General features: G+C 73.4%; 24 protein-coding genes. 19 read left to right on the forward strand and 5 right to left on the reverse strand.

Annotated elements, in window-relative coordinates:
* The first annotated feature begins 56 nt into the window (after positions 1-56).
* From ribD to NOCA_RS13890, 7 genes are read left to right on the forward strand one after another with little or no spacing between them, the layout of a single operon-like run.
* On the forward strand, positions 57-1,124 hold the full coding sequence (gene ribD, locus NOCA_RS13860) for a bifunctional diaminohydroxyphosphoribosylaminopyrimidine deaminase/5-amino-6-(5-phosphoribosylamino)uracil reductase RibD (RefSeq protein WP_041546545.1): 1,068 nt from the start codon (positions 57-59) through the stop codon (positions 1,122-1,124).
* 2 nt (positions 1,125-1,126) lie between these two features.
* Positions 1,127-1,780 carry a riboflavin synthase gene (locus NOCA_RS13865; RefSeq protein WP_011755893.1) on the forward strand — a complete coding sequence of 218 codons (654 nt, stop codon included), beginning with the start codon at positions 1,127-1,129 and terminating at the stop codon, positions 1,778-1,780.
* Positions 1,777-3,057 (forward strand): bifunctional 3,4-dihydroxy-2-butanone-4-phosphate synthase/GTP cyclohydrolase II, encoded by a 1,281-nt coding sequence (locus NOCA_RS13870; protein WP_011755894.1) that lies wholly within the window; start codon positions 1,777-1,779, stop codon positions 3,055-3,057. The genes NOCA_RS13865 and NOCA_RS13870 overlap by 4 nt, the downstream gene beginning before the upstream one ends.
* A 3-nt stretch (positions 3,058-3,060) precedes the next feature.
* Positions 3,061-3,546: a 6,7-dimethyl-8-ribityllumazine synthase gene (gene ribH / locus NOCA_RS13875; protein WP_011755895.1), complete on the forward strand. Its 486-nt coding sequence runs from the start codon at positions 3,061-3,063 to the stop codon at positions 3,544-3,546.
* 11 nt (positions 3,547-3,557) lie between these two features.
* On the forward strand, positions 3,558-3,821 hold the full coding sequence (locus tag NOCA_RS13880; RefSeq protein ID WP_011755896.1) for a phosphoribosyl-ATP diphosphatase: 264 nt from the start codon (positions 3,558-3,560) through the stop codon (positions 3,819-3,821).
* An 11-nt stretch (positions 3,822-3,832) separates the two neighbouring features.
* Positions 3,833-4,696: an ATP phosphoribosyltransferase gene (hisG, locus tag NOCA_RS13885; RefSeq protein ID WP_011755897.1), complete on the forward strand. Its 864-nt coding sequence runs from the start codon at positions 3,833-3,835 to the stop codon at positions 4,694-4,696.
* Positions 4,680-5,177, forward strand: coding sequence for a PH domain-containing protein (locus tag NOCA_RS13890; protein ID WP_011755898.1), 498 nt, complete (start codon positions 4,680-4,682; stop codon positions 5,175-5,177). Before hisG ends, NOCA_RS13890 begins: the two co-directional genes overlap by 17 nt.
* Here the strand turns inward: NOCA_RS13890 and NOCA_RS13895 are convergent.
* From NOCA_RS13895 to NOCA_RS13910, 4 genes are read right to left on the reverse strand one after another with little or no spacing between them, the layout of a single operon-like run.
* Entirely contained in the window at positions 5,174-6,097 is a 924-nt protein-coding gene (locus NOCA_RS13895; protein ID WP_011755899.1) for an aldose 1-epimerase family protein, read from the reverse strand. The genes NOCA_RS13890 and NOCA_RS13895 overlap by 4 nt on opposite strands.
* A 10-nt stretch (positions 6,098-6,107) precedes the next feature.
* Positions 6,108-6,662 carry a 4-amino-4-deoxy-L-arabinose transferase gene (locus NOCA_RS13900; protein WP_011755900.1) on the reverse strand — a complete coding sequence of 185 codons (555 nt, stop codon included), beginning with the start codon at positions 6,660-6,662 and terminating at the stop codon, positions 6,108-6,110.
* Between the two features lie 8 nt (positions 6,663-6,670).
* Positions 6,671-7,906 (reverse strand): amino acid deaminase/aldolase, encoded by a 1,236-nt coding sequence (locus NOCA_RS13905; protein WP_011755901.1) that lies wholly within the window; start codon positions 7,904-7,906, stop codon positions 6,671-6,673.
* A complete protein-coding gene (locus tag NOCA_RS13910) occupies positions 7,906-8,352 on the reverse strand; it encodes a hypothetical protein (RefSeq protein WP_011755902.1) in 447 nt (148 codons plus the stop codon). The genes NOCA_RS13905 and NOCA_RS13910 overlap by 1 nt, the downstream gene beginning before the upstream one ends.
* A gap of 69 nt (positions 8,353-8,421) precedes the next feature.
* Here NOCA_RS13910 and NOCA_RS13915 point away from each other — a divergent pair, with 69 nt between their 5' ends.
* The 9 genes from NOCA_RS13915 to pheT all read left to right on the forward strand — a co-directional run bounded on the left by NOCA_RS13915 (position 8,422) and on the right by pheT (position 18,532).
* Positions 8,422-8,949: an SseB family protein gene (locus NOCA_RS13915; protein WP_011755903.1), complete on the forward strand. Its 528-nt coding sequence runs from the start codon at positions 8,422-8,424 to the stop codon at positions 8,947-8,949.
* Positions 8,950-9,229: 280 nt separating this feature from the next.
* A complete protein-coding gene (infC, locus tag NOCA_RS13920; protein WP_011755904.1) occupies positions 9,230-9,961 on the forward strand; it encodes a translation initiation factor IF-3 in 732 nt (243 codons plus the stop codon).
* Positions 9,962-10,058: 97 nt separating this feature from the next.
* The gene (gene rpmI, locus NOCA_RS13925) at positions 10,059-10,253 is read left to right on the forward strand and encodes a 50S ribosomal protein L35 (protein WP_011755905.1); all 195 of its coding nucleotides are present in this window, start codon (positions 10,059-10,061) and stop codon (positions 10,251-10,253) included.
* A 70-nt stretch (positions 10,254-10,323) separates the two neighbouring features.
* Positions 10,324-10,716: a 50S ribosomal protein L20 gene (rplT, locus tag NOCA_RS13930; RefSeq protein WP_011755906.1), complete on the forward strand. Its 393-nt coding sequence runs from the start codon at positions 10,324-10,326 to the stop codon at positions 10,714-10,716.
* A complete protein-coding gene (locus NOCA_RS13935) occupies positions 10,713-11,492 on the forward strand; it encodes a TrmH family RNA methyltransferase (RefSeq protein ID WP_041547636.1) in 780 nt (259 codons plus the stop codon). The genes rplT and NOCA_RS13935 overlap by 4 nt, the downstream gene beginning before the upstream one ends.
* Before the next feature lie 10 nt (positions 11,493-11,502).
* Positions 11,503-13,809 carry an alpha-glucosidase gene (locus NOCA_RS13940; RefSeq protein WP_011755908.1) on the forward strand — a complete coding sequence of 769 codons (2,307 nt, stop codon included), beginning with the start codon at positions 11,503-11,505 and terminating at the stop codon, positions 13,807-13,809.
* The gene (locus NOCA_RS13945) at positions 13,806-14,834 is read left to right on the forward strand and encodes a sensor histidine kinase (RefSeq protein WP_011755909.1); all 1,029 of its coding nucleotides are present in this window, start codon (positions 13,806-13,808) and stop codon (positions 14,832-14,834) included. The genes NOCA_RS13940 and NOCA_RS13945 overlap by 4 nt, the downstream gene beginning before the upstream one ends.
* Before the next feature lie 100 nt (positions 14,835-14,934).
* A complete protein-coding gene (gene pheS, locus NOCA_RS13950) occupies positions 14,935-16,041 on the forward strand; it encodes a phenylalanine--tRNA ligase subunit alpha (RefSeq protein WP_011755910.1) in 1,107 nt (368 codons plus the stop codon).
* Positions 16,042-16,048: 7 nt separating this feature from the next.
* Positions 16,049-18,532 (forward strand): phenylalanine--tRNA ligase subunit beta, encoded by a 2,484-nt coding sequence (gene pheT, locus NOCA_RS13955; protein WP_011755911.1) that lies wholly within the window; start codon positions 16,049-16,051, stop codon positions 18,530-18,532.
* A 59-nt stretch (positions 18,533-18,591) separates the two neighbouring features.
* Here pheT and NOCA_RS13960 read toward each other — a convergent pair whose 3' ends face one another.
* On the reverse strand, positions 18,592-19,392 hold the full coding sequence (locus NOCA_RS13960) for a maleylpyruvate isomerase N-terminal domain-containing protein (RefSeq protein WP_011755912.1): 801 nt from the start codon (positions 19,390-19,392) through the stop codon (positions 18,592-18,594).
* 99 nt (positions 19,393-19,491) lie between these two features.
* Here NOCA_RS13960 and argC point away from each other — a divergent pair, with 99 nt between their 5' ends.
* The 3 genes from argC to argB are packed head-to-tail and all read left to right on the forward strand — an operon-like array spanning position 19,492 to position 22,621.
* Complete coding sequence (gene argC / locus NOCA_RS13965; RefSeq protein WP_011755913.1) at positions 19,492-20,538, forward strand: N-acetyl-gamma-glutamyl-phosphate reductase; 1,047 nt, start codon at positions 19,492-19,494, stop codon at positions 20,536-20,538.
* Positions 20,535-21,686, forward strand: coding sequence for a bifunctional glutamate N-acetyltransferase/amino-acid acetyltransferase ArgJ (gene argJ, locus NOCA_RS13970; RefSeq protein ID WP_011755914.1), 1,152 nt, complete (start codon positions 20,535-20,537; stop codon positions 21,684-21,686). The genes argC and argJ overlap by 4 nt, the downstream gene beginning before the upstream one ends.
* Positions 21,683-22,621, forward strand: coding sequence for an acetylglutamate kinase (gene argB, locus NOCA_RS13975; RefSeq protein WP_011755915.1), 939 nt, complete (start codon positions 21,683-21,685; stop codon positions 22,619-22,621). The genes argJ and argB overlap by 4 nt, the downstream gene beginning before the upstream one ends.

The raw sequence follows: 22,621 nt of genomic DNA on the forward strand, positions 1-22,621 counted from the left end.
CCGCCGGTGCCCGCCTGTCAGCCCCGGAGTCCGCGACCGGACCGGAGGGGCACCAGATGACGTTCACCGCCGCCGAGCAGGCCGCCATGCGGCGTGCGCTCGAGCTCGCGGCGGCTCCCGGCGTCCCGCTCGGACCCAACCCGCGCGTCGGCTGCGTGCTGCTCGACGAGGACGGCCGCACCGTGGCGGAGGGCCACCACCGCGGCGCGGGCACGGCGCACGCCGAGGCCGACGCGCTGGCGCGGGCCGGCGTCCGGGCCAGGGGAGCGACCGCAGTCGTCACCCTCGAGCCGTGCAACCACACCGGACGCACCGGCCCCTGCGCGCAGGCCCTGATCGGCGCCGGCGTACGCCGGGTGGTCTTCGCCCAGCCCGACCCGAACCCGGCCGCCGCCGGCGGCGCGGACACCCTGCGCGCCGCCGGTGTCGACGTCGAGTCGGGACTCCTGCACGTCGAGTCGGGACTTCTGAACCGGTTCTGGGCCTTCGGGCTCGCGCACGGCCGGCCCTTCGTCACCTGGAAGTTCGCCACCACGCTGGACGGCCGCAGCGCCGCCGCCGACGGGACCAGCCGCTGGGTCAGCTCGCGCGCCGCCCGGCTCGACACGCACCGGCTCCGGGCCCGGTGCGACGTGATGCTCGTGGGCACCAACACCATCGAGGTCGACGACCCGCTGCTGACCGTGCGCGACGAGCACGACCGCCCGCTGGAGCACCAGCCGCTGCGGGCGGTGATGGGGGAGCGCGACCTGGACCCGGGCCGCCGGGTCTTCGACCAGCGACCGGCGAACGGTGCCGAGAGCGTTCACCTGCGCACGCGCGACCCCGAGAAGGCCCTTGCCGAGCTGGCCGCTCTCGACCGGCAGCACGTGTTCCTCGAGGGCGGGCCGACGCTGGCCGCCGCCTTCCTGAAGGCCGGGCTGGTCGACGAGATCGTCGCGTACGTCGCCCCGATGCTGCTCGGGTCCGGCCGCGCGGCTGTCGGCGACCTCGGAATCCCCACCATCGCGCAGGCGTTCCGTCCGCGGGTCACCGACGTCACGGTGCTCGAGGGGCTCGACGGCGAGCAGCCGAACGTGCGCCTGACCCTCACCCCTTCAGAACCCCGCGCAGAAGGAGCCTGACCATGTTCACCGGGATCGTCGAGGAGCTCGGCACCGTCGCCGCCGTGGAGGACCAGGGCGACGCGATCCGCCTCACCATCCGGGCCACCACTGTGCTCGAGGACGCTGCGCTCGGCGACTCGATCGCAGTCAACGGCTGCTGCCTCACCGTCGCGGCTCGCGACGGGGACACCTGGACCGCCGACGTCATGCAGGAGACCCTCGACAAGACCAGCCTCGCCGGCGTCCGGCCCGGCGACCGCGTGAACCTCGAGCGAGCGGTCACGGCGCACACGCGGCTCGGTGGCCACATCGTCCAGGGCCACGTCGACGGCGTGGGGACCGTCGTCCGCCGGACCCCGAGCGAGCACTGGGAGGTCGTCGAGATCTCCTTCCCGCCGGCGGACCAGCGGGGCACGCTGGCCCGCTACCTCGTCGACAAGGGCTCGATCACCGTCGACGGCGTCAGCCTGACCGTCGTCGAGGCCACCGCGGACGGCTTCACCGTGAGCCTGATCCCGGAGACCCTGGCCCGCACGACCCTCGGCACCCGCCGTCCGGGCGACCGGGTGAACCTCGAGGCCGACATCCTCGCCAAGCACGTCGAGCGACTGCTGGCCCACCGTGACCAGGTCGACCGAGTCGGGGCCGACCGCACCGAAGGAGCACCCGCATGAGCACCGAGATCAGGCTCGACACCGTCGAGCGGGCGATCGCCGACATCGCCGCCGGCAAGGCCGTGGTCGTCGTCGACGACGAGGACCGCGAGAACGAGGGCGACATCATCTTCGCCGCCAGCAAGGCGACCCCCGACCTGATGGCCTTCACGATCCGCTACAGCAGCGGCGTGATCTGCGTGCCGATGCCGGCCCGGATGCTCGACCGGCTCGAGATCCCGCTGATGACGCCGCACAACAAGGACCGGCTGCGTACGGCGTACACGATCTCGGTCGATGCCCGCGACGGGGTGACCACGGGCATCTCCGCCGCCGACCGGGCGCACACCGTCCGGGTGCTCGCCGACTCGGCGACCGAGCCGTGGGAGATCACCCGCCCCGGTCACGTCTTCCCACTGCGCTACCGCGAGGGCGGCGTGCTGGTGCGCCGCGGACACACCGAGGCCGCGGTCGACCTCGCGAAGCTGGCCGGGTTGACCCCCGCGGGCGTGCTGGTCGAGGTCGTCAACGACGACGGGACCATGAAGCGCGGGCCCGAGCTGCGCGCCTTCGCCGACGAGCACGGCCTGGCGATGATCTCGATCGACGACCTGGTGCGCTACCGGCGGCGCCACGAGACCCTCGTCGAGCGGGTCGCCGAGACCCAGCTGCCGACCCGGCACGGTGACTTCACGGCGTACGGCTACCGGATCACCGTCGACGGCTCCGAGCACATCGCGCTCGTCCACGGCGACATCAGCGGACCGGAGCCCGTGCTCACCCGGGTGCACTCGGAGTGCCTGACCGGCGACGTGTTCGGCAGCCACCGCTGCGACTGCGGGCCACAACTGGAGGAGGCCCTCGAGCGGATCGTGGCCGAGGGGCGCGGCGTGGTCGTCTACCTGCGCGGCCACGAGGGCCGCGGGATCGGGCTGGTCGCGAAGCTGCAGGCCTACCAGCTCCAGGACGGCGGCCGGGACACCGTCGACGCGAACCTCGACCTCGGCCTGCCGGCCGACGCCCGCCACTACGGCACGGCCACCCAGGTGCTGCGCGACCTCGGCGTCGGCAGCGTCCGGCTGATGACCAACAACCCGGACAAGGTGCGCAACCTCGAGGACTACGGTGTGTCGGTCGCCGCCCGGGTGCCGCTGACGCCGCACCCCAACGACCACAACATCGCCTACCTGCTCACCAAGCGCGACCGAATGGGTCACGATCTGCCCAACCTTGCCGATGGGGTGCCCGACACCCGTGCCGACGGGGTGCCCGACACCCTTGCCCAGAACGGAGCCTGACCGATGTCCGGACACGGAGCACCTGCCCCGGCGCCCGTCGACTGCAGTGACCTGCGGGTCGCCGTCGTCGCCGCCAGCTGGCACACGCAGGTGATGGACGGCCTGATCGCGGGCGCGCAGCGCGCGCTGGCGGACTACCACGTCGCGGAGCACCGGCTGGTCCGCGTGCCGGGCGCCTTCGAGCTCGCGGTGGTCGCCGACGCCCTCGCCCGCCAGCACTACGACGTGGTCGTGGCGTTGGGCGTGGTCATCCGCGGCGGCACGCCGCACTTCGACTACGTCTGCCAGGCGGTGACCGAGGGTCTGGTCCGGGTCGCGCTCGACCGTAGTCTCCCGGTCGGCTTCGGCGTCCTCACCTGCGACGGCGACCAGCAGGCGCTCGACCGCGCCGGCCTGGAGGGCTCGAAGGAGGACAAGGGCTACGAGGCCACGTCCGCTGCGCTGCTCACCGCCCGGACCCTGAAGGAGCTCGGGACCACCGCCCCGTAGGCTGGTGGCCTGTGAAGACGTTCGACGAGCTCTGGGCCGAGCTGAGCGAGAAGGCCCGGTCCCGCCCCGAGGGGTCCGGAACCGTGCGCGCGCTCGACGCGGGCGTCCACGGCATCGGCAAGAAGCTGGTCGAGGAGGCCGCAGAGTCCTGGATGGCCGCCGAGCACGAGGGACCCGAACGCGCGGCCGAGGAGATCAGCCAGTTGCTCTACCACGCCCAGGTGCTGATGCTCGCCACCGGCATCGACCTCGACGACGTCTACGCACACCTGTGAGGAGGCGCTCGATGGCTCTGCTGCGCATCGCGGTCCCGAACAAGGGATCGCTGTCCCAGTCCGCCTCGGAGATCCTGCGCGAGTCCGGCTACCGCCAGCGCGAGGATGCCAAGCAGCTGACCCTCACCGACGCCGAGAACGGCGTGGAGTTCTTCTACCTGCGGCCCCGCGACATCGCGCTGTACGTCGGCGAGGGCACGCTGGACATCGGCATCACCGGCCGCGACCTGCTCTGCGACTCCGGCGCCAAGGCCGAGGAGGTCCGGGGCCTGGGCTTCGGGCGCAGCCGGTTCCGGTTCGCCGGGCCGAAGGGCTCCTTCACCGACCTCGCGCAGCTGGAGGGCCTGCGGATCGCCACGTCGTACGTCGGCGTCGTGCGCTCCTTCCTCGAAGAGCGCGGGATCGACGCGACCGTGGTGCGGCTGGACGGCGCCGTGGAGACCAGCATCCAGCTCGGCGTGGCCGACGTGATCGCCGACGTGGTCGAGACCGGAAGCACGCTGCGCCAGGCGGGCCTGGAGACCTTCGGCGAGACGATCCTGGACTCCGAGGCGGTGCTGATCGCCCGCAGCGCGACCCTGGAGGGCGGCGCGGTGGCCGAGGCGTTCGAGGTCTTCCGCCGCCGGGTCGAGGGCGTCCTCGTGGCCCGCAGCTACGTGATGATGGACTACGACATCCCCACCGACCGGGTCCGCGACGCGGTCGGGCTCACACCGGGCATCGAGAGCCCCACGGTGGCGCCCCTCCATCGCGAGGGGTGGTCCGCGGTGCGGGCGATGGTCCCGCGCGACGGCGCCCAGCGGTTGATGGACGAGCTCTACGTGATCGGCGCCCGCGGCATCCTCCTGACGGACATCCATGCCTGCCGCCTCTGAGTCCGCGTCGGCTCCCGCACCGGACCCCGCGCAGGCCCTGCCGCACACCTGGCGCCCCTTCGGCGTGCGGATCGCCGGCACCCTGCTGGGCGCCGCGCTGCTGCTCTGCTTCGGACTGGCCTGGTTCGGGTTCGACCAGGAGACGCGGGACAAGTTCACGCTCTTCCAGCTCAGCACCCTGGCATTCCTCGGGCTGCTCGCGTTCTCGGTCTGGTACGCCCTGGTCCGCTGCCGCGTGATCGCCGAGCCGGAGCGGCTGGTCGTCGTCAACGGCTACCGGCGCCGCGAGCTCGAGTGGCCCCAGGTCGTGGGCGTGCACCTGCCGCCCGGGGCGCCCTGGGTGACGCTGGACCTCGCCGACGGTACGACGGTCTCGGCCATGGGGATCCAGGGCTCCGACGGCGGCCGCGCGCGCCAGGCCGTGCGCGAGCTCCGGGCCGTGGTCGACCGGCTCGCCACCGACACCGAGCACGGGGGCTAGGCGAACGCCCGGATCCCCCAGGTGGCGGCGAAGACGTCACCCGGCTGCCCGGCCGGGGCCAGGGTCACGAGGCCGGTGCCGCTCCGGAACGCGTCCGCCGGCGCGGTCATCGGCTCGACCGCCAACGAGCGACGCGCGGTCCCCGGCACGTCGTCGGCGCTGAACAGTTGCAGCCACCCGTGCCGCTCGTCGACCCAGAGCGCCACGCCCCGGCCGCTCCGCTGATCGGCCAGGACCACGGTGGCTCGGCCGTCGCCGTCCCTGGTCAGGTCGGTGAAGGCGTCGTCGAACCCGACCTCGTGGATCGGCCGGGCGACGCGGAAGTCGTACGCCGTGTCCGTGACGTCCTCCTGTCCGATGGGCAGCAGGCGGTCGTCGACGAGCACGCGGGCTGCTGCCGGCAGGGTGAGCTCCCAGCCGTCCACCGGCCCCGGTCCGACGGCGAGATAGGGGTGCGCGCCGCTCGCGTACGGCGCTTCCGTCGCCGCGTGGTTGCGGGCGGTCTGGGTGACGCTCAGCCCGTGGTCGGAGAGGGCGTACCCGACCCGCAGGTCGAGGGTCCACGGGTAGCCGCTCTGGGCCATCAGCCGGTAGGTCAGCGTCACCGAGTGGGCGGTGTGCTCCGACACCGACCAGCCGGCCCAGCGGACCAGCCCGTGCGAGGCGTTGTGCCGGGCCGGCTCGCTGAGCGGGAGCTGGTGGTCGCCACCGCCGAAGGAGTAGGCGCCGTCCCCGATCCGGTTCGGCCACGGTGCCAGCAGCTGCCCGCGCCCGCCGGGGGCGACCTGGTCCGCAGCGAAGCCGTCGACCAGCGGGACGCCCGCGTGCTCGAGCAGCCGCAGCCCGGCACCGCACTCCGTCACGACCGCCCGGTAGCCGCCCGCCGAGATCTCGTACTGGTCGCCGCTGGGAGGGAGCATGGACCACACCCTAGGACGGGGCGGAGGTCCCGGTGTCGACCACCAGGTCGGCGCGGGCCCGGGTGTCCTCACGGGCGAACAGCGCCGCCTCGTCGACCTGCCACTGCACCCACTGGGGGCGCATCCCCTCGCCGTCGCGCGCCAGCCCGCGGCGCAGGCGCACGCCGGCGGGCGCCTCCACCCAGGCCAGGGCCGTGACCAGGGGCGCATGTCGTCGGGTGCCGCACCCGACCCCCTCGAGCAGCAGGACCGGCACCGGGTCCACGGTCACGGTCTCGGCCAGCGCCTGCGCGGCCCAGTCGTAGCGGCGGTAGGTCCCGGCGACCCCGCGCGCCAGCGGCAGCAGCAGGTCGTCGAGCTGGTCGGCCACGCGAGGCAGGCCGGCCCAGCCCTCGTAGAGATCGTCGAGGTGCACGACCCGGACGGCCGGATCCAGCGCTGCGACGGTGGCCGCCAGCGTGGTCTTGCCCGACCCCGCCGGGCCGTCGACGCAGATCAGCCGCGCTTCGCCGAGCGTCGGTGGACGGCGCCGCGCCAGGGCCAGCAGCTCGGCGGCGGGTCCCATCCAGCGTCCTAGAAGGCCAGGCCGCAGCCACGGTAGGTGGGCACGGCGTCGACGAACCGGCTGCCGGACAGCAGGTGCACGGTGGTGCCGTGCTCGAAGGGCTCGCCGGACTTGGCGTGCCGGAACCACACCAGGTCGCCGATGCCGAGCAGTGCCGCACCGCGCCCGGTGAGCGGGGTCTGCACCTCGCCGGCCCCCTCCAGGCCGGTCAGGTGCAGCCCGGCGGGCGCCCAGGGGGTCGGCAGCCGATCGGCGCCGGCGGGGCCGGAGGCGATCAGGCCGCCGCCGTGGACGGTCGCGAGGTCCGGCGCCGGCTTGCGGCTCACCCGGAGGCCGAAGAACGACGCGGGCACCGGCCGGAACGATCGGTAGTGGTCGAACAGGGTGGGGACCAGGAGTCCCGAACCTGCGGCGACCTCGGTGACCACCGGGTCCGCGGCCGAGGACTCGACCGAGCCGGAGCCGCCGGCGTTCCAGAACTCCAGCTCGGCCACCTCGCGCAGGGCGGCCGCGATCTCCCGGCGGCGTACGGCGAGCTGGGGCAGCGACAGCGCCTTGAGGCGGCGCACCACCATCGACCGGGCGCGCGCGGTCGGCACCGAGTCGGGGAGGCCCGCGACCTGGCCCTCGTAGGTCATCGCGCCGACCAGGCGGAATCCCTCGCGGGCCTGCACCGTGCGGGCCAGCTCGACGACGGCGGCCGTGTCGCGCAGGGGCGAGCGCTTCGGGCCGACGTGCTGTCCAGCCATCTGCAGCCCGGCGTCGACGTCGATCGCGACCCGCACCGGGACGGCGGGGGAGGAGCGCACCGAGTCGACGACGTCGAGGTGGGCGACGTCGTCGACCATGATCGTGATCGCGGCCGCGGCGGAGGGCGACGCGACGAGCTCCGCGAGCGCGGCCCGGTCGACGGTCGGGTAGGCGACCAGGATGTCGTCGCAGAGCTGCTGCTCGTGGAGCCACAGGGCCTCGCCCAGCGTGTAGGCCAGGACGCCCTCGATGCCGTCGCGCTCCAGCGCCCGCGAGATCAGCGCCGGGACGCGGACCGACTTGGTGGCCAGGCGGACCGGCTTCCCTGCGGCGCGACGGACCAGGTCGGTCGCGTTGGCGTCGAACGCGTCCAGGTCGACCACGAACAGCGGCGTCGGCAGCGAGGTGCCGTGCTGCTCGACCGCGCCGTTGAGCCGGGCGCACAGGCGGTTGCGGTCGACGAAGCCCTGCGACACGGGTGTGGCGGGGACCATCAGCTGATGCCGCGCTTGCGCAGCAGCGCCTCGATCTCGGCCAGCTCGCCGTCGACAGCGTCGTCGACGACCGGTGCGGAGCCCCGCGCCCGCTTCGGCGCGGCGACCGCGCGCGGCGCGTCGTCCCGCTTGTCGCGGCGCCCGCCGAGCTGGCGGGCCCGCATCGCGCCGGAGACCACGAACAGCACGCCGGAGACGCCCGCGACCACGATGCCGGCCCAGACGGTCGGGTTCCACGCCAGGTTGAGGGCCCAGTCACCGATCGCGTCGGCGATCCGGGTGAACATCCGCAGCGTCTTGGTCAGGTAGGCCGCCACGGGCAGCAGCGTGAAGGCCAGGGCCCGCAGCCCGGAGGCCAGCCCGCGGCGGCGGAAGGACAGCCAGGTCCAGATGGCCCCGAGCACGGTCAGGCTCAGCGTCAGTGCTGCCCACGATGCGTCGTCCACGTGGTCAAGGGTCCCACATCGCAGGTGACCTGATTGGCGCCCGGGCGGCCCGGTCGGGACAATCGTCGGGTGAGCGAGCGCACCACCATCCCCGACCCCGGGTTCGCCGGCGACGACGGATCCGCCGACCCGGCGGTGTCGGCCGCGCTGGCGGCCTGGGCCCGGGGCGAGGTGGCGTACGCCGACGCGCTCGCGGCGCTCAGGACCGCCCGGCTGCTGGTGCCGGTGGTCGCGGTGCTCGGCGAGGTCGAGTACGACGAGGCGGGCCGGGCGCACGACAAGACGAGCGACATGGCCACCGTGCTGCTGCAGGGCGCGGACGGGCGGCTGGCGCTGCTGGCCTTCACCGGGACGGCTGAGCTCACCGCCTGGAACCCCGACGGCCGACCGGTGCCCGTGACGACCGCGGTCGCTGCCTGGGCGGCGCTCCAGGACGGCGCCGCGGCGCTGCTCGTCGACGTCGCCGGGCCCGTCCGGTTCGTGGTCGAGGGGGACGATCTCGAGGGCCTCGCGGCCGGCTGGACCCTTGCACGTGTGGGCGCCGGTACCGCCTGGATTCGGCCGGACCGGGAATCGTCGGCTACGATGCAGCGTTGACCGATCAGTTCCGCCGAACCCTCGACGGAGCAGATCCGCAAGCGGAGGCTCGCACGATCGCCTCCCACCCGCACCGACCGCCGTTGCAGCACTGGATCACACCAGGGTGGCAGCACAGGTCGTCGGGTCCGGTCCCGAAGGCCGAGGCCGCGGAGCGTACGCCGTACGCGACGGGAGCCGGGGCCCTCGGTGGCGAACCCCGCGCTCGGGGGGCGTCGGACTGGCTTCCGCTTGCACACCAGCGGAAGCCTTTGTTGATTTCGCACCACCCTCTCGGGGGGTGACGAGCGGCAGAGACCTCCGGCCACAAAGCCATCCAGGAGGACACATCAGCACCGAGCTGCGAATCAACGAGCGGATCCGGGTTCCCGAGGTCCGGCTCGTTGGACCCAACGGGGAGACCGTGGGCATCGTGCCCACCGATCAGGCCCTGAAGCTTGCGCAGGAGGCGGACCTCGACCTCGTCGAGATCGCCCCGCAGGGGAAGCCGCCCGTCTGCAAGCTCATGGACTACGGGAAGTTCAAGTACGAGAACGCCCAGAAGGCTCGTGAGGCCCGTCGCAACCAGACGAACGTGATCATCAAGGAGATGAAGCTTCGTCCGAAGATCGACGCGCACGACTACGAGACCAAGAAGGGTCACGTGGTGCGGTTCCTGCGCGCCGGGGACAAGGTCAAGATCACGATCATGTTCCGTGGCCGCGAGCAGCACCGCCCCGAGCTGGGCTTCCGGCTGCTCCAGCGTCTCGCCGAGGACGTCACCGAGCTGGGCTTCGTCGAGTCCGCGCCCAAGCAGGACGGGCGCAACATGATCATGGTGCTCGGCCCGCACAAGAAGAAGGCCGACGCGAAGGTCGACCTGAAGGCCGAGAAGGAGTCGCGAGCCGCCGAGCGCGCCGCGCACGAGGCGGAGGAGCGCGCCGAGCGCGACGCCGCCCACGCGGCCGGGCCGGTCGCCCAGAAGAAGGAGCGAGGCCGCTCCGAGAACCTCGATCCCGAGATCGAGGCCTGAGAACAACCCGGCCGGTGGTCGACCCGGACCACCGCCGTGCACGGTGTCGAGCGCGACGTCGAGACCACGCCCAGCAGGACGAGAAGAGAGAGCAGAGATGCCGAAGAACAAGACGCACTCCGGTGCGAGCAAGCGCTTCCGGGTGACCGGTTCGGGCAAGATCCTTCGGGAGAAGGCCGGCAAGCGTCACAACCTGGAGAAGAAGGCGTCCAAGGTCACCCGACGGATGACCGGGACGACCGAGCTCGCCAAGGCCGACGTCAAGCGCGCCAAGAAGATGCTCGGTCTCTGACCAGCCCCCACCCTCGGTGGTCGAGCTCGTCGAGACCCCCGCACCGAACCAGAGCAACAAGGAGTAAACAGTGGCACGCGTCAAGCGGGCAGTGAATGCCCAGAAGAAGCGCCGGGTCGTCCTGGAGCGCGCCAGCGGCTACCGCGGCCAGCGCTCGCGTCTGTACCGCAAGGCCAAGGAGCAGGTCACCCACTCGCTGGTCTACAGCTACAACGACCGCCGCAAGAACAAGGGCAACTTCCGCAAGCTGTGGATCCAGCGGATCAACGCCGCGGCCCGCGCCCAGGGGATGACCTACAACCGGTTCATCCAGGGCCTCAACCTCGCCGGCGTCGAGGTGGACCGCAAGATCCTCGCCGACCTGGCCGTCAACGACGTGACCGCGTTCAATGCGCTCGTCGAGACCGCGAAGGCCGCGCTGCCCGCGGACGTCAACGCGCCCAAGGCGGAGGCCTCGGCCTGACCACCCCGCTCACGGCCGGCAACGGCCGGGTCAAGGAAGCGCGCAAGCTCAGCCGCCGCTCGGTGCGAACCGAGCGGCGGCTCTTCCTTGCCGACGGCCCGAAGGCCGTCGAGGGTGCCCTCGCCGCCGACGTGGTCGTCGAGCTCTTCGCGACGCCGGCGGCAGCGGAGCAGTACGCCGACCTGCTCGGTGGCTTCCCGGCGGCGTTGGTCGACGACGGCGCCATGGCGGGGCTCTCCGACAGCGTGACCCCGGCGGGTCTGGTGGCCGTGTGCCGGTTCCTCGACGACGAGCCCGTGGTCGACGCCCGGGTGTCGCGGTTGTTGGCGATCTGCGCCGACGTACGCGATCCCGGCAACGCCGGCACGGTCATCCGCTGCGCCGATGCGGTCGGCGGCGACGGCGTCGTGCTCGCCGGGAACTCGGTCGACCCCTACAACCCCAAGACGGTCCGCGCCAGCGTCGGCAGCCTGTTCCACGTGCGGATCGGGCAGGAGCGGCACCCCGCGACGGCGGTGTCGCACGCCCGCTCCGCCGGCTTCACGGTGCTCGCCGCCGACGGCGCGGGAGACGTCGATCTCTTCGACGCCGACGAGTTGCTGGCGGGTCCGTCCGCCTGGCTGTTCGGCAACGAGGCCTGGGGCCTCCCCGAGGAGCTCGCGGCGTTGGCCGACCACCGGGTGCGGATCCCGATCTACGGCCGCGCCGAGAGCCTCAACCTGTCCACCGCGGCGGCACTCTGCCTTTACGCCTCGGCCCGGGTCCAGCGTCGGTAACCTCGCGGCCGTGCCCCCGCGTCGCCTGCTGATCCGACTCGCCCTCGCGCTGAACCTCGCGCTGGCCCTCCCGGTGGCCCTCGTCGCCCCCGGTGCCGTCGAGGCCGCCGCACCCCGGGCCGCCGGGGTCCCCGTGGACCTGGTCGACACCGTGACGCCGGGCAGCCTCGACGTCACGCCCGGCGCCACCGGGACCTGGACCGTCGGCGACCTGACGGTGGACGTCAGCGCGGCCGCGGGATTGAGCGTGCGGTCCGGCTCCCGGACCGTGTGGGCGGCCCCACCCGGTGGCGCCTTCGTGACCGGCGGCCGCGGGTCGGTCTCCTGGGAGGAGCACCGGGGCTACTTCTGGCCGACCGTGTCCTACACCGACCGGCTCACCGAGCAGAGCGTCGACACGGTGCAGGCCTCGGCCGACGACATCGTGCTCACCGGCCGGCTCAGCGGCCCGCTGGCTCCGGGCGGCGACGCGGCGTACACGCTGACCGTGCGGGCCCGCGCGGCCGGGGGAGCGGCGCTCGACCTGACCAGCTCGGCGGCTGTCCCGCTGACCTCGGTGGCCCTGGTGTCCGGCCGCTCGGCGCATGCCGGCGTGCACGGCTTCGGTGAGCAGTTCAGCGACTTCGACCTCGACGGCCGGCTGCTGCCCATCGTCGCCCGGGAGCAGGGCGTCGGCCGCGGCGAGGAGCCGATCACCTCCCTCGCGGACGCGACCAACCACGGCGCGGGCGGGACCAGGGACATGACCTACGCCGCCTGGCCCTCCTTCGTCACCGACGATCTCCGCGGCCTGCGCCTGGACGCGGCCGCCTCCTCGTCGACGGCGTTCGCGGTCGCCGACACCCGGGACCCCGACGCGGTCGCGCTCGAGCTGTGGTCGCCCACGCTCTCGGCGCAGGCGTCCGCGGCCGCGACGCCCGCGCGGCTGGTCGCCGCCCAGCAGGCGGGTGACCAGCGGCGCCCGCTGGCGCGCTGGGCCACCCGCGGCGCCATCGTCGGCCTCCAGGGCGGCACCCAGGAGGTACGTCGCGAGCTGGGCCGGCTCCTCGACGCGGGCGCGAACGTGTCCGGGGTCTGGATCCAGGACTGGACCGGCAAGCGCACCACCTCGTTCGGTGACCGGCTGTGGTGGACCTGGCAGCTGGACCGGGAGCGCTACCCAGGCTGGGCCCGGCTCGTGCGCCGGCTCTCGGCGCTCGGGATCACGACGACCACCTACGTCAACCCGTTCCTGGTCGATGCCGCACCCAAGGGGGATCCCGGCATCCGGAACCTGTGGGCCGAGGCCCGTGACCGAGGATTCCTGGTCACCGACGAGTCGGGCGCGCCGTACGCCCTGGACCAGGGTGAGTTCGAGGCGTCGCTGGTCGACCTGACCGACCCGGCCGCCCGGTCCTGGTTCGCCGAGGTGATCGCCCGCTACGTGCTCGCCGACGGGGTGCGCGGCTTCATGGCCGACTTCGCCGAGGGTCTGCCCTTCGACGCGCGGCTGCACACCGGCACTCCCGCCACGCTGCACAACCGTTGGCCGGCGCTGTGGGCGAGGACGGTGCGGCTGGCCTGCCGACGGGCCGAGCAGCCTCGGTGCGTCACGTGGTTCCGCAGCGGCGCCCTCGGCCAGGCGGCGCACGCCCCGCTGTTCTGGAACGGCGACCAGCTGGTCACCTTCGGCCGCGAGGACGGCCTCGCGTCCGCGCTCCTGGGGACGCTGTCGGCGGGCGTCTCCGGGTGGCCGCTGGTCCACTCGGACGTCGGCGGCTACACCTCGGTCAACGCGGTCGTGAAGAACTACGTCCGGACGCCGGAGCTGCTGGCCAGGTGGGCGGAGTTCCAGGCGTTCGGGGTCGTGCTGCGCACCCACGAGGGCAACCGGCCGGCGGACAACCCCCAGGTCTTCAGCACCCGCGACACCGCTCGCGCCTTCGCCCGGTCGACCCGGATCTTCGGCGCGCTGGCGCCGTACCGCGACCGGGTCGTCCGCGCGGCGACCCGCACGGGCGTCCCGGCGGTGCGCCCGATCTGGCTGGTCGCACCGGGCTCGTCGGCTGCGGCGTCCGACACCGAGTTCTTCCTCGGCCGGCACGTGCTCGTCGCACCGGTCCTGGAGGCCGGGGCCACCTCCGTGCCGGTGATCCTCCCGCCCGGCCGGTGGGTGCACCTGTTCACCGGACGCGGGTACGCCGGAGACCGGACCGTGACCGTGCCCGCGCCGATCGGGCGCCCGGCCGCCTTCGTGCGGGAGGGCGGGCCGTGGTCGACGCGGCTCCCCGCACGGTTCCGGGCCGCCGGACTGACTGCTCTAGGCTCGGGGGCGTGAGCCAGGCGGACCTCGACGCGCTCGCCGACGGCACCGTGCTGGCCGGCCCCGACGGCCGGGTCACCGCGGTCAACGTGGCCGCCGCCCGGCTCCTCGGCGCCGACCCGAGGAACGCCGTGGGCCGCCCGCTGGGGCAGGTCCTCGCCCTCCGCGACCACGACGGGCGCGACTGGTGCTCGGTGAACCGGCCCTACGAGGGGCTGGCCACCCGGACCGGCGTCCCGGAGCAGACCTGGCTGCTGCCCGATGGCACCGAGGTGCTGGTCGTGGCCCGGCTGCACCGCCCGGCCCTGGACCGACCCGTCGACCGGGTGGCCGTGAGCCTGCGCTCGGGGCGCGGCCGGGCCCGCCTGGACCGGGAGCGCTCCGACCTGGTCGCCACGGTCGCGCACGAGCTGCGCTCGCCGCTCACCGGCGTCAAGGGCTTCGTCCAAGCACTGCTGAACCGCTGGGACAAGCTCAGCGACGACCAGAAGAAGCTGATGCTGAGGACCGTCAGCGCGGACTCCGACCGCCTCAGCAGGCTGATCGCCGAGCTGCTCGACGTCGCCCGGATCGACACCGGCCGGCTCCAGCTCTACCCGCGGCCCTCGGACCCGGGGCTGCTCGTGCGGCGCGTGGTGGACTCCGTCGGGGCGAGCACCAGCCGGACCCTGGTGCTCGAGGTCTCGGCTGCGGTGCCCGAGGTCCTCGTGGACCCCGACAAGTTCACCCAGGTGGTGACGAACCTGGTCGAGAACGCCGTCCGCCACGGCGCCGGCACGGTCCGGGTCGTCGTCGACGCGGTGGCGAAGGGGGACCGACCGACGGCCGTCCGGCTCGTGGTGGAGGACGAGGGCGAGGGCATCGCGCCCGAGCTGCGCCGCCGGGTCTTCACGAAGTTCTGGCGCAGCGGGTCGAGCGGCGGCTCCGGTCTCGGGCTGTACCTCGTGAACGGGCTCGTGGAGGCCCACGGCGGCACCGTCGCGATCGGGGAGACCGGCTCCGGAGGGGCCCGCATCGAAGTCTCCGTCCCGGTCGCCTGACCAGTGGGCCTGCGGACGAGCGGGACAACCGGTTCGCGCCGCTCACAGGCTGCTCCCTAGACTCGGGGGGCACACGAACCCGAACGACGAGAGGCGTCCCTTGTCGGGCCCGAACACCGATTACGACCCCGTGGAGGTCACCCCGTTGCAGCCCGAGGAGGTCGAGGCCGCGCGCGACGCGGCGCTCGCGGCCATCGCGGCGGCGGGCGATCTCACCGAGCTCAAGCAGGCGCGCCTGGAGCACGCCGGCGACCGCTCGCCGCTCGCGCTCGCCAACCGGGAGATCGGGGCGTTGCCGCCCCAGGCCCGCAAGGAGGCCGGCCAGCGCATCGGCCAGGCCCGCGGCGCCGTGAACCAGGCCCTCGCCGCCCGCCAGGCCGTGCTCGAGACGGAGCAGGAGGAGCGGATGCTGGTCGAGGAGACCGTCGACGTGACGCTCCCGACCGACCGGGTGCCCACGGGTGCCCGCCACCCGCTCACGACGGGCGCCGAGCTGATCGCCGACATCTTCGTCGCGATGGGCTGGGAGGTCGCCGAGGGGCCGGTCATCGAGGCCGAGTGGCTCAACTTCGACGCCCTCAACCTCGGTCCCGACCATCCGGCTCGCACCATGCAGGACACGTTCTGGACCGAGCCCGCCGACCACGGGATGGTGCTGCGCACCCACACCTCACCGGTCCAGGCCCGGACGATGCTCACCCGCACCCCGCCGATCTACGTCGTGTGTCCCGGGCGCGTCTTCCGCACCGACGAGTACGACGCCACGCACAGCCCCGTCTTCCACCAGGTCGAGGGCCTCGCGGTCGACGAGGGCATCACGATGGCGCACCTCAAGGGCACCCTCGACCACTTCGCGGCCGCGATGTTCGGCGCGGGCATCAGCACCCGGTTCCGGCCGTCGTACTTCCCGTTCACCGAGCCCAGCGCCGAGGTCGACCTGGTCTGCTTCGTGTGCCGCGGGGCCGGCGAGCTCGACGGCGCGCCGTGCCGCACCTGCCGGGGCGAGGGCTGGATCGAGTGGGGCGGCTGCGGCGTGGTCAACCCACGGGTGCTCACCGCCTGCGGCGTCGACGCCCAGCGCTACACGGGCTTCGCGTTCGGCATGGGCATCGACCGCACCCTGATGTTCCGCCACGGCATCGAGGACCTGCGCGAGCTGTTCGAGGGCGACGTCCGGTTCACCACGGCCTTCGGAACGGAGCTCTGAGCCAGCCATGAAGACCCCCGTCTCCTGGATCCGCGAGCACGTCGACCTCCCCGACGGTGTCACCACCGAGGACCTGACGCGCCGGCTGACTGCCCTGGGCCTCAAGCTCGAGGCGATCGAGAGCGCCGGCGCCGACATCACCGGGCCGCTCGTCATCGGCCGGGTGCTGACGATGCAGCCGGAGCCGCAGAAGAACGGCAAGACGATCAACTGGTGCACGGTGGACGTCGGCGCCGCCAACGGGACCGGAGAGCCCCAGGGGATCGTCTGCGGCGCGCACAACTTCGCACCGGGCGACCTCGTGGTCGTCGTGCTGCCGGGAGGGGTACTCGCCGGCGGGTTCGAGATCTCCGCCCGCAAGACCTACGGCCACGTCTCGGCCGGCATGATCTGCTCGGCCCGCGAGCTCGGCATCGGCGAGGACCACGACGGCATCATCGTGCTGCCCCCCGACGCCGGTGAGCCGGGCGAGGGCGCGTTCGACGTCCTCGGGCTCGGCGAGGAGGTCATCGAGTTCGAGATCAACCCGGACCGTGCCTACGCACTGTCGGTGCGCGGCGTCGCCCGCGAGGCCGCGCTCGCGTACGGCGCGCCGTACCGGGACCCGGCCGACCGGCCCGTCCCGGCCCCGAACCGCGACGGCTACCCGGTCGTCATCGACGACCCCGACGGCTGCCCGATGTTCGTGGCCCGCACCGTCTCAGGGTTCGACCCGACCGCCCCGACACCCGGCTGGATGGCGCGCCGCCTCCAGCAGTGCGGCATGCGGCCCATCTCGCTGGCCGTCGACGTCACCAACTACGTGATGCTCGAGACCGGTCGTCCGATCCACGGCTACGACGCCGACAAGCTCCAAGGCCCGATCCGGGTCCGCCGGGCCCGGGCCGGCGAGCGGCTCACCACCCTGGACGGGGCCGACCGGGAGCTGTCCACCGAGGACCTGGTCGTCACCGACGACTCCGGGATCATCGGCCTGGGCGGGGTGATGGGCGGCGAGACGACCGAGCTGTCCGAGTCGACCACGACCGTGCTCGTCGAGGCTGCGCACTGGGACGCCGTCTCGATGTTCCGCACCGGCAAGCGGCACAAGATCAGCTCCGAGGCCGGCAAGCGCAACGAGCGCGGAGTCGACCCGGTGATCACCCCCGCCGCCGCGGACCGCGTGGTCGAGCTGCTCACGACGTACGGCGGGGGCACCGCAGAGCCGGGCGTCACGGTCGTCGGCACCGCTCCGGCGCGGCCCACGATCACCATCGGCTACGACCTGCCGGCGCGGGTCACCGGCATGGCGATCGACGCCGCGACCACCGTCACGAACCTCGAGGCCGTCGGCTGCGCGCTGGTCAAGGCGGACACGACCCTGACCGCGACCCCGTCGCCGTGGCGACCCGACCTCAACGACCCCTTCGACCTGGTCGAGGAGGTGGCCCGGATCGTCGGCTACGACCAGGTGCCCTCGGTGCTGCCCCGGGAGGCCGCCGGCCGCGGGCTGACCCGCGAGCAGCGGCTGCGCCGGCGCGTGGGCCGCACCCTCGCCGGCGCCGGCTGCGTCGAGGTGATCAGCTTCCCGTTCATCGGCGACGCCGCGTTCGACGCCCTCGGGCTCGAGGCCGACGACCCGCGGCGGCACACGGTGCGGCTCGCGAACCCGCTCTCCAGCGAGGAGCCGTCGTACACCACGACGCTGCTCCCGGGCCTGCTCCGGGCGGCCGCGCGCAACCTCGGCCGCGGTGCGTCCGGGGTGTCGCTCTTCGAGACCGGCACCGTCGCGTTCCCCGTCGACCGCGGTCCCGCGCCGATCTACGGCGTGGACTGGCGCCCGACCGCCGACGAGGTGGCCAAGCTGGACGAGGCGCTCCCCGAGCAGCCGCTGCACCTCGTCGTCGTCCTCGCCGGTGAGCGCGAGCGGGCCGGCTGGTGGGGCGCGGGACGGGAGTCCGGCTGGTCGGACGCCATCGCCCTGGTCCGCCGGCTCGGCACCGAGCTCGGCGTCGCGGTGGACGTCGACGGCGCCACCCGGATGCCCTGGCACCCGGGCCGGTGCGCGCAGGTCAGCGTCAACGGTGAGCTGCTCGGCCACGCGGGTGAGCTGCACCCCAAGGTCTGCCAGTCCTTCGGCCTCCCACCGCGCAGCGCGGCCGTCGAGATCGACCTGGACGCGCTGATGCGGCACGCCCGCGACGTCACACCCGGGCCCGACTTCTCGACGTACCCGTTGGCGAAGGAGGACGTCGCCCTGGTCGTGGACCAGGCTGTGACCGCGGCCGAGGTCGGCGCCGCGCTGCGGGAGGGCGCGGGCGAGCTGCTCGAGTCGATCCGGCTGTTCGACCTCTACACCGGGGAGCAGGTCGGTGCCGGCCGCAAGTCGCTGGCCTTCGCCCTGCGCTTCCGGGCGCCCGACCGGACGCTCACCGAGGAGGAGACGGCGGCCGCCCGCGACGCAGCCGTCGCGCTGGCCGCCGAACGCACCGGTGCCGTCCAGCGGAGCTGACCGACCGGGGGCCCCGTCCTGAGGTCGCGCATCTGCGGCATCCAGGCTGGTCCACCGCCTCAGTCGATCGGCTGGTCCACGGCCCGGCGGAACCGGTCGTAGACGGCGCGGTCGCCGGCGACCCGGATCTCCCGGTCGTCACCGCGGCGCCAGAGCCAGGCGTCGACGGCGCCGGCCGGCCCGTCGACCACGACGTCCGGCTCGCCCCCGGGGTCGGGGACCACGGAGATGTCGTCGACCCCGTCGTGGTGGGCGCCGCTCTCGGGGTCGGTGCCGGTGAAGTGCCCGATCTGCACCCACACCGACTCGTCCCGGTCGGTCAGGTCGACGCGGACGTGCAGCGGGAGACCGGTGAAGGCGCCCCACGGCGGGGTGCCGCCGAACATGACGGCCAGGGCCTCCTCGACCCCGTCCGCGGCCAGCTCGGGGTCCAGCGGCGTGACCTCGCCCGCCGTCTGCTCGGCGTCGAGGCGGTGGATCAGCGCCTCGTGGGCCTGGCGGCGGAAGGTGAACCCGACGGTCTGCTCCTCCGACCACGACCAGGCGGGCTCGGCCGGGTCGGCGGCCTCCAGGGTGGCTGCCAGCGCGGCCGAGTGCTCGTCGAAGGCCACCAGGAGCGCGTCGTACGACGCCGGGCGCTCGGGCTCCACCCAGTCCTCGCCCGGAGCGGCGGGGCGCTCGCGGATCACCCGGGCCCAGAACTGGTGCACCTCGGCCAGGTGCCAGAGCAGGTCGGCCGCCGTCCAGTCGGGGCAGCCGGGCACGCGGGCGTCCGGGTCGCACCCGGCCAGCACCGCCCGGAAGCGGGCGGAGTCCGCACGGAGGTGCCCCACGTAGTCGTCGAAGGCGAGTCTTGCCATGATGGGAACCTAGACCGCGGCGCCGACGGCGCGCACCGGCGTTTCGGTGCCGGCCGGCGGAAGGCACTTGCACATGAACATGCGGTTCACTGTATAGTCATGCACATGACCAGCATTCGGATCGCGGTCGCCGGCGCCAGCGGCTACGCGGGGGGCGAGCTGTTGCGCCTGCTCCTGGGCCACCCGGACGTGGAGATCGGCGCCCTCACCGGCGCCTCGAACGCGGGCCAGCCCCTGGGCGCGTTGCAGCCGCACCTGGTCCCGCTCGCCGACCGGGTCCTGGTGGAGACCTCCCTGGAGACGCTCTCCGGCCACGACGTGGTGTTCCTGGCACTCCCGCACGGTCAGTCCGGTGAGCTCGCCGCGCGGCTCGGCGACGCGGACCCGGAGACCGTGGTCGTCGACTGCGGTGCCGACTTCCGGCTCGCCGACGCCGCCGCGTGGGAGCGGTACTACGGCGGCCCGCACGCCGGCACCTGGCCCTACGGCCTCCCGGAGCTCCCCGGTCAGCGGGAGCGGCTGTCCGGCGCCCGCCGGATCGCGGTGCCCGGCTGCTACCCGACGATCTCGACGCTCGCGCTCGCGCCGGCGGTCGCGGCCGGCATCGTCGAACCCGACGTGGTCGTGGTCGCCGCCTCCGGCACCAGCGGCGCCGGCAAGGCGGCCAAGCCCCACCTGCTCGGCAGCGAGATCATGGGCAACGCGAGCGCCTACGGCGTCGGCGGCGTCCACCGGCACACCCCTGAGATCACCCAGAACCTCTCCGCGCTGGTCCACGAGACCGTCAAGGTCAGCTTCACGCCGCTGCTCGTGCCGATGCCCCGCGGCATCCTCGCCACCTGCTCGGCGCCCCTGCGCGGCGACGTCAGCGCCGAGGACGCCTACGCCGTCTACGCCAAGGCGTACGCCGACGAGCCGTTCATCCACCTGCTCCCGGTCGGCCAGTGGCCGCAGACCAAGTCGGTGACCGGGTCCAACGCCGTGCACCTCCAGGTCACGGTCGACGAGGACGCACGACGAATGGTCGCCGTCGGAGCCGTGGACAACCTGTCCAAGGGCACCGCCGGCGCTGCCGTCCAGTGCATGAACCTCGCGCTCGGTCTCGACGAAGGACTGGGCCTCTCGACCGTAGGAGTAGCTCCGTGAGTGTCACCTCCCCGAAGGGCTTCCGGGCCGCCGGCGTCGCCGCCGGCCTGAAGTCCACCGGCGCCAAGGACGTCGCCCTCGTTGTCAACGACGGGCCGCACTTCGACTCCGCCAGCGTCTTCACGTCCAACCGCTGCAAGGCCAACCCCGTGCTCTGGAGCCAGGAGGCCGTCAAGGACGGCACGGTCCGCGCCGTCGTCCTCAACTCCGGTGGGGCCAACTGCTACACCGGCCCCGACGGCTTCCAGACCACCCACGCGGTCGCCGAGCGCGTGGCGGAGCGGCTGGGCTTCGGCCCGATCGACGTGGTCGTCTGCTCGACCGGCCTGATCGGCCTGGCCAACGACCGCGCGCAGGTGCTCGCCGGCGTGGATGCGGCGTACGCCGGGCTCGCGGGCGACGGTGGCCCGCAGGCGGCCGAGGCGATCATGACCACCGACTCGGTCAGCAAGCAGACCGTCGTCGAGGGCGCCGGCTGGTCGATCGGCGGGATGGCCAAGGGCGCCGGGATGCTCGCGCCGCAGCTCGCCACGATGCTGGTCGTCCTCACGACCGATGCCGTGGTCCCCGCAGCCGACCTCGACGCCGCGGTCCGCGCCGCGACGGCGGTGTCCTTCGACCGGCTGGACTCCGACGGCTGCATGTCGACCAACGACACGGTCACGGTGATGGCCAGCGGCGCATCCGGCATCACGCCCTCGTCCCCGGACTTCACCGCGGCGCTCACCCAGGCGTGCACCGACCTCGCGATGCAGCTGCTCCGCGACGCCGAGGGCGCCGACCACGAGATCGCGATCACCGTGCTCAACGCCGCGACCGAGGCGGAGGCCGTCGAGGTCGGGCGCAGCGTCGCCCGGTCCAACCTGTTCAAGGCCGCCGTCTTCGGCAACGACCCCAACTGGGGCCGGGTGCTCGCCAGCATCGGCACCACCAGTGCCCAGTTCGACCCCGCGGACCTGGACGTGGCGATGAACGGCGTCTGGGTCTGCCGCCGGTCCACGCCGGACGCCGACCCGGCGACGGTCGACCTGAAGCCGCGCGAGGTCAGCGTCACCATCGACCTCAAGTCCGGCTCCGAGCGGGCGACGGTCTGGACCAACGACCTCACCCACGCCTACGTCCACGAGAACAGCGCGTACTCCTCATGAGCATCGAGCACACGTCCCACGACCCGAGCAAGCCCGATCCGGCCAAGGCCCGCACGCTCGCGGCGGCACTGCCCTGGCTGAAGCGCTACCACGGCAAGATCGTGGTCGTGAAGTACGGCGGCAACGCCATGACCGACGAGACGCTGAAGCGGGCCTTCGCCGAGGACATCGCCTTCCTGCGGTTCGCCGGCTTCAAGCCCGTGGTCGTCCACGGCGGTGGCCCGCAGATCTCGACGATGCTGGATCGCCTCGGGATCAGGTCGGAGTTCCGCGGCGGCCTGCGGGTGACGACCCCGGAGGCCATGGACGTCGTCCGGATGGTGCTGGTCGGCCAGGTGCAGCGTGAGCTCGTCGGGCTGATCAACGAGCACGGCCCGCTCGCCGTGGGCTGCTCGGGCGAGGATGCCGGGCTGTTCACCGCCGAGCCGGCGAACACCGTCATCGACGGCGAGGAGGTCGACCTCGGCCTGGTCGGCGAGGTCGCCCGGGTGCGGCCCGAGTCGGTGCTCGACTTGATCGAGGCCGGCCGGATCCCGGTCGTCTCCAGCGTCGCGCCGGACGCGGACGGGCAGGTCCACAACGTGAACGCCGACTCCGCCGCCGCGGCCCTCGCCGTCGCGCTCGGCGCCGAGAAGCTGCTGGTCCTCACCGACGTCGAGGGCCTCTACCTCGACTGGCCGAGCTCGGACGACGTGATCGGCGAGATCAGCCCGGAGGCGCTGGAGGAGATCCTCCCCACCCTCGCCTCGGGGATGGTGCCGAAGATGGGCGCCTGCCTGCAGGCGGTCCGGAACGGCGTCCCTCGGGCCACCGTCGTCGACGGCCGCGAGCCGCACGCGGTCCTGCTGGAGCTCTTCACCAACGAGGGCGTCGGCACCCAGGTGCTGCCCGGCGTCGAGACCAAGACCCGGAAGGCGAGGGACACCCAGTCATGA

Origin of the sequence: Nocardioides sp. JS614 (assembly GCF_000015265.1) — a bacterium.
GTDB lineage: Bacteria > Actinomycetota > Actinomycetes > Propionibacteriales > Nocardioidaceae > Nocardioides.